The sequence below is a fragment of the Sphaerotilus sp. FB-3 genome (genome assembly GCF_023706025.1).
GTDB lineage: Bacteria > Pseudomonadota > Gammaproteobacteria > Burkholderiales > Burkholderiaceae_C > Sphaerotilus > Sphaerotilus sulfidivorans.
Map to the genome: position 1 here is coordinate 1 of NZ_BQWE01000056.1, position 5887 is coordinate 5887.

Below are 5887 nucleotides of genomic sequence, written 5' to 3' on the forward strand. Positions count from 1 at the left end.
GGAGCCGACGTTGAAATACCACCCTGGTGTGTTTGAGGTTCTAACCTTGGTCCCTGATCGGGATTGGGGACAGTGTATGGTGGACAGTTTGACTGGGGCGGTCTCCTCCCAAAGTGTAACGGAGGAGTTCGAAGGTACGCTAGCCACGGTCGGAAATCGTGGTGATAGTGCATTGGCATAAGCGTGCTTGACTGCGAGACTGACAAGTCGAGCAGGTACGAAAGTAGGACAAAGTGATCCGGTGGTTCTGTATGGAAGGGCCATCGCTCAACGGATAAAAGGTACTCTGGGGATAACAGGCTGATACCGCCCAAGAGTTCATATCGACGGCGGTGTTTGGCACCTCGATGTCGGCTCATCTCATCCTGGGGCTGTAGCCGGTCCCAAGGGTATGGCTGTTCGCCATTTAAAGAGGTACGTGAGCTGGGTTTAAAACGTCGTGAGACAGTTTGGTCCCTATCTTCCGTGGGCGCTGCAGAATTGAGAGAGCCTGCTCCTAGTACGAGAGGACCGGAGTGGACGCACCCCTGGTGTACCGGTTGTCACGCCAGTGGCATCGCCGGGTAGCTATGTGCGGAAGAGATAACCGCTGAAAGCATCTAAGCGGGAAACTCGTCTCAAGATAAGTTCTGCCGGGGCCTCGAGCCCCCTGAAGAGTCGTTCAAGACCAGGACGTTGATAGGCTGGGTGTGGAAGAGCGGTAACGCTTTAAGCTAACCAGTACTAATTGCTCGTGAGGCTTGACCCTATAACTTTGACATTCCTGTCAAGGCAAGAGTGTCGACGTGAACCGTACTTCAGTCACGGTGAACGCAATCAATTGACAGATCAGCGCTGATTCATACAGACTCTACGAATTGTCTTTCAGGTTCCATCCTGAAAGACCAACGGTTATGCCTGACGACCATAGCGAGGTGGTCCCACTCCTTCCCATCCCGAACAGGACAGTGAAACGCCTCCGCGCCGATGATAGTGCGCATTCGCGTGTGAAAGTAGGTCATCGTCAGGCTTCTATTCCAGCAAACCCCTCTGATCTTCTGGTCAGAGGGGTTTTTGCTTTGGCGCGTCGAAATGACGAAATCCTGCCGTGGAGGAATTTCCGGGCGTGGCCGCGGTGGCGGCTTCATGCCCGGATGTGATTGAGGCGGATCAGGCGATCGCCGTCGTGATGATGCCGCCGCCCAGGCACACCTCGCCGTCGTAGACGACGGCCGACTGGCCCGGCGTGACCGCCCATTGCGCCTCGTCGAAGTGCAGGCCGAAGCTGCCATCGGCCGGGTTGCAGGCGTCGATGCGGCAACGGGCGTCGGCCTGGCGATAGCGGGTCTTGGCGGCGCAGACCCCCAGCGTCGGCGCCTCGCCGGCCACCCAGCTGATGTCGCCGGCACGCAGCTGGTGCGACTGCAGCCACGGGTGATCATGGCCCTGCACGATCCACAGCGTGTTCTTCTCCATGTCCTTGCGGGCGACGAACCAGGGTTCGTGGTCGCCGCCGCCGCGCGTCGACTTCTTCTCCTTCACGCCGCCGATGCCGATGCCCTTGCGCTGGCCGAGCGTGTAGAAGCTCAGCCCCACATGCTCGCCGAGCACGCGGCCGCGGTCGTCCTTGATCGGGCCGGGTTCCTTGCTCAGATAGCGGTTCAGGAAATCGCGGAACGGGCGCTCGCCGATGAAGCAGATGCCGGTCGAGTCCTTCTTCTTCGCGTTGGGCAGGCCGATCTCCTCGGCGATGCGTCGCACCTCGGTCTTGTGGATCTCGCCGACCGGGAACATCGTCTTCGACAGCTGCGCCTGGTTCAGCCGGTGCAGGAAATAGCTCTGGTCCTTGGCCGGGTCCAGGCCCTTGAGCAGCTCGAAGCGCTGGCTGGCCTGGTTCTCGCGCACGCGGGCGTAATGGCCGGTGGCGATCTTCTCTGCGCCGAGGCGCATCGCGTGGTCCAGAAAAGCCTTGAACTTGATCTCTGCATTGCACAGCACGTCCGGATTGGGCGTGCGGCCCGCCTGGTATTCGCGCAGGAAATCCGCGAAGACGCGGTCCTTGTATTCGGCGGCGAAGTTGACATGCTCGATCTCGATGCCGATCACGTCGGCGACCGAGGCGGCGTCGAGGAAGTCCTGGCGCGACGAGCAGAACTCGCTGTCGTCGTCGTCCTCCCAGTTCTTCATGAAGATGCCGACCACTTCATGACCCTGCTGCTTGAGCAGCCAGGCGCTGACGGCCGAATCGACGCCGCCGCTCAGGCCGACGACGACACGCTGCGGACGCACGCTCGCGCTCATGCTGCACCTCCGGCGCCCAGTGCGTCCTCGGCCCAGACCGCGTCGAGCGGGTGGCGGCATCCCGCCAGATGGTCCTCGATGCAGCGCAGCAGCATTGGCGAGCGGTGGCGTGCGACGCTGGTGCGGATTTCGTCCGGCGTCATCCAGAGGGTGCGCACGATGCCGGCGTCGAGCGCCTGGTCGGGAATCGGCTCGCCGACCCGACCGCGATAGGCAAAGCGCAGGTAGGTCACATCCGCGGCCGGGTCAGCCTCGCGGTGCATGCGGGCCAGATAGACGCCAAGCAGGGCCTCGGGCACGAAGTGGCGCCCGGTCTCCTCGAGCGCCTCGCGCACTACGCCCTGCAGCAGCGATTCACCTGCCTCCAGGTGGCCTGCGGGGTTGTTCAGTTTCAGACCCTCGGGTGTCTCTTCCTCGACCAGCAGGAAGCGGCCTTCCTGCTCGATGATGGCCGCAACCGTGACACTGGGTTTCCAACGTTGTTCGCTCATGTCGCGATCCTACCGGCTTGGGCTGTTGCACGGAGGGGGCAGCTTGTGTGACAGGTAGTGTCTCCGGGATCGCACGGGGGTGATGGAGTCACGCGATCTGTGTAATCTGGCACATCCACAATGAGGAGGGGTCAGATGCTGGTCGGTGTACCGCTGGAGACGGCTGCGGGGGAAACCCGCGTGGCCGTGACGCCCGAGACGGCGAAGAAGCTCAAGGCGCAAGGACACACGGTGCGTGTGCAGTCCGGTGCCGGAACCCGGGCCAGCGCGCCTGACGAGGCCTACCAGGCCGTCGGCGCGGAGATCACCGATGCGGCAGGCGCCCTCGGCTGTGATCTGGTCTTGAAGGTGCGTGCGCCGTCGGCCGCGGAGCTGCCGCACATGAAGCGCGGTGCGGCGCTGGTCGGCATGCTCGACCCGTTCGACCGCGGCGGGCTGGAGCGCCTGGCCGCCGCGGGCCTGACCGGCTTCGCGCTGGAGGCCGCACCGCGCACCACACGGGCGCAGAGCATGGACGTGCTCTCGTCCCAGGCCAACATCGCCGGCTACAAGGCGGTGATCATGGCCGCCGACCGCTACCAGAAGTTCTTCCCGATGCTGATGACCGCGGCCGGCACGGTGAAGGCCGCACGCGTCGTGATCCTGGGCGTCGGCGTGGCGGGCCTGCAGGCCATCGCCACCGCCAAGCGCCTGGGCGCGGTGATCGAGGCCTCCGATGTGCGTCCTTCGGTGAAGGAGCAGGTCGAGTCGCTCGGCGCCAAGTTCATCGACGTGCCCTACGAGACGGCCGAGGAGAAGGAAGCGGCCGAGGGCGTGGGCGGCTACGCGCGGCCGATGCCGCCGAGCTGGCTGGCGCGCCAGAAGGTCGAGGTGGCCAAGCGGGTGGCGCAGGCCGACGTCGTCATCTCCACCGCGCTGATCCCGGGCCGCCCGGCACCGACGCTGATCTCGGCCGAGATGGTGCAGGCGATGAAGCCGGGCTCGGTGATCATCGACCTCGCCGCCGGCCGCGGCCCCGACGGCGGCGGCAACTGCCCGCTGACGGTGGCCGGGCAGACGGTGCAGGTCCACGGCGTGACGATCGTCGGCGAGACCAACCTGCCGGCGCTGGTGGCGGCCGATGCCTCGGCGCTGTACGCACGCAATGTGCTCGACTTCCTCAAGCTGGTGCTGGCGAAGGATGCCACCGCCCTGAATGTCCCGATGGATGACGACATCGTCGCCGCCTGCCTGGTCGCGCGCGACGGCCAGGTCACCCGCAGCTGAAGGAGCACGCCATGGACATCGTGTCCCCCACGATTCTCAATCTGATCATCTTCGTGCTGGCGATCTATGTCGGCTACCACGTCGTCTGGACGGTCACGCCGGCGCTGCACACGCCGCTGATGGCGGTGACCAATGCGGTCTCGGCCATCGTCATCGTCGGCGCGATGCTGGCGGCGGCGCTGACCGAGACGACGCTGGGCAAGAGCATGGGCGTGCTGGCGGTGGCGCTGGCGGCGGTGAACGTCTTCGGCGGCTTCCTGGTCACGCGCCGGATGCTGGAGATGTTCAAGAAGAAGGACAAGAAGCCGGCCGCCGCCAAGGGAGACGCAGCATGAGCATGAACCTCGTCACGCTGCTCTATCTGGTGGCCAGCGTCTGCTTCATCCAGGCCCTGAAGGGCCTGAGCCACCCGACCACCTCGATCCGCGGCAATGTCTTCGGCATGACCGGCATGACGATCGCGGTGCTGACCACCGCGGCGCTGATCGTCAAGCTGGCCGGCTCGCCGCTCGGCCTGGGCTATGTGCTGGCGGGCCTGGTGGTCGGCGGCGGGGCCGGCGCGGTCATGGCCCAGCGCGTCGAGATGACGAAGATGCCCGAGCTGGTCGCCTTCATGCACAGCATGATCGGCCTGGCGGCGGTCTTCATCGCCATCGCTGTCGTCGCCGAGCCCTATGCCTTCGGCATCGTCGCCAAGGGCGAAATGATCCCGGCGGGCAACCGGCTGGAGCTGTTCCTGGGCGCGGCGATCGGCGCGATCACCTTCTCGGGTTCGGTCATCGCCTTCGGCAAGCTCTCGGGCAAGTACAGGTTCCGCCTGTTCCAGGGCGCGCCGGTGCAGTTCAAGGGCCAGCACATGCTCAACCTCGTGCTCGGCCTGGCCACCGTCGGCCTCGGCCTGGTGTTCATGTTCACCGAGAGCTGGCCGGCCTTCTTCGCGATGCTGGCGCTGGCCTTCGTGATGGGCGTGCTGATCATCATTCCGATCGGCGGCGCGGACATGCCCGTCGTCGTGTCGATGCTCAACAGCTACTCCGGCTGGGCGGCGGCCGGCATCGGCTTCAGCCTGAACAACTCGATGCTGATCATCGCCGGCTCGCTGGTGGGCTCGTCGGGCGCCATCCTCTCGTACATCATGTGCAAGGCGATGAACCGCTCGTTCTTCAACGTGATCCTGGGCGGCTTCGGCGGCGAGGCGGCGGCGGCCACCGGCGGCGCGCAGGCTCAGCGCAGCGTCAAGAGCGGCTCGGCCGACGACGCGGCCTTCATTCTCGGCAACGCCGAGACGGTGGTGATCGTGCCCGGCTACGGCCTGGCGGTGGCGCGCGCGCAGCACGCGGTGAAGGAGCTGGCCGAGAAGCTCGTCCACAAGGGCATCACGGTGAAGTACGCGATCCACCCGGTCGCCGGGCGCATGCCCGGCCACATGAACGTGCTGCTGGCCGAGGCCGAAGTGCCCTACGACCAGGTCTTCGAGATGGAGGACATCAACGGCGAGTTCGGCCAGGCCGACGTGGCGATCATCCTCGGCGCCAACGACGTGGTGAACCCTGCCGCGCTGCAGAAGGGCAGCCCGATCTACGGCATGCCGATCCTGGAGGCCTACAAGGCCAAGACGGTCATCGTCAACAAGCGCTCGATGGCCGCCGGCTATGCCGGCCTGGACAACGAGCTGTTCTACATGGACAAGACGATGATGGTCTTCGGCGATGCCAAGAAGGTGGTCGAGGACATGGTCAAGGCGGTGGAATGAGGCCGTGACGTGAGCAGGGCAATTGCATTAGCCAAGTCCCCGATTGAGTGGTAACAATCCGGCCCGACCTCGCCACCCCACGACACGATGCCAGACC

At 64.9% G+C, this 5887-nt stretch carries 5 protein-coding genes and 2 rRNA genes; 5 read left to right on the forward strand and 2 right to left on the reverse strand.

Annotation, left to right across the window (positions count from 1 at the left end):
• Window positions 1-748, forward strand: a 23S ribosomal RNA gene (locus NFT33_RS16560); the annotation flags it as partial.
• Between the two features lie 148 nt (window positions 749-896).
• A 5S ribosomal RNA gene (gene rrf, locus NFT33_RS16565) occupies window positions 897-1009 on the forward strand.
• Window positions 1010-1149: 140 nt separating this feature from the next.
• Here rrf and mnmA read toward each other — a convergent pair.
• Window positions 1150-2280 carry a tRNA 2-thiouridine(34) synthase MnmA gene (gene mnmA / locus NFT33_RS16570; protein WP_251676992.1) on the reverse strand — a complete coding sequence of 377 codons (1131 nt, stop codon included), beginning with the start codon at window positions 2278-2280 and terminating at the stop codon, window positions 1150-1152.
• Window positions 2277-2771: an NUDIX hydrolase gene (locus tag NFT33_RS16575; protein ID WP_251676994.1), complete on the reverse strand. Its 495-nt coding sequence runs from the start codon at window positions 2769-2771 to the stop codon at window positions 2277-2279. The genes mnmA and NFT33_RS16575 overlap by 4 nt, the downstream gene beginning before the upstream one ends.
• Window positions 2772-2906: 135 nt before the next feature.
• On the opposite strand from NFT33_RS16575, the gene NFT33_RS16580 reads away from it, so the two are divergent.
• The 3 genes from NFT33_RS16580 to NFT33_RS16590 are packed head-to-tail and all read left to right on the forward strand — an operon-like array spanning window position 2907 to window position 5790.
• The gene (locus NFT33_RS16580) at window positions 2907-4037 is read left to right on the forward strand and encodes a Re/Si-specific NAD(P)(+) transhydrogenase subunit alpha (RefSeq protein ID WP_251676996.1); all 1131 of its coding nucleotides are present in this window, start codon (window positions 2907-2909) and stop codon (window positions 4035-4037) included.
• A gap of 11 nt (window positions 4038-4048) precedes the next feature.
• Window positions 4049-4372, forward strand: a complete 324-nt coding sequence (locus tag NFT33_RS16585; protein WP_220787872.1) for an NAD(P) transhydrogenase subunit alpha part 2 — start codon at window positions 4049-4051, stop codon at window positions 4370-4372.
• Window positions 4369-5790: an NAD(P)(+) transhydrogenase (Re/Si-specific) subunit beta gene (locus NFT33_RS16590; RefSeq protein ID WP_149501998.1), complete on the forward strand. Its 1422-nt coding sequence runs from the start codon at window positions 4369-4371 to the stop codon at window positions 5788-5790. Before NFT33_RS16585 ends, NFT33_RS16590 begins: the two co-directional genes overlap by 4 nt.
• Window positions 5791-5887: the final 97 nt, after the last annotated feature.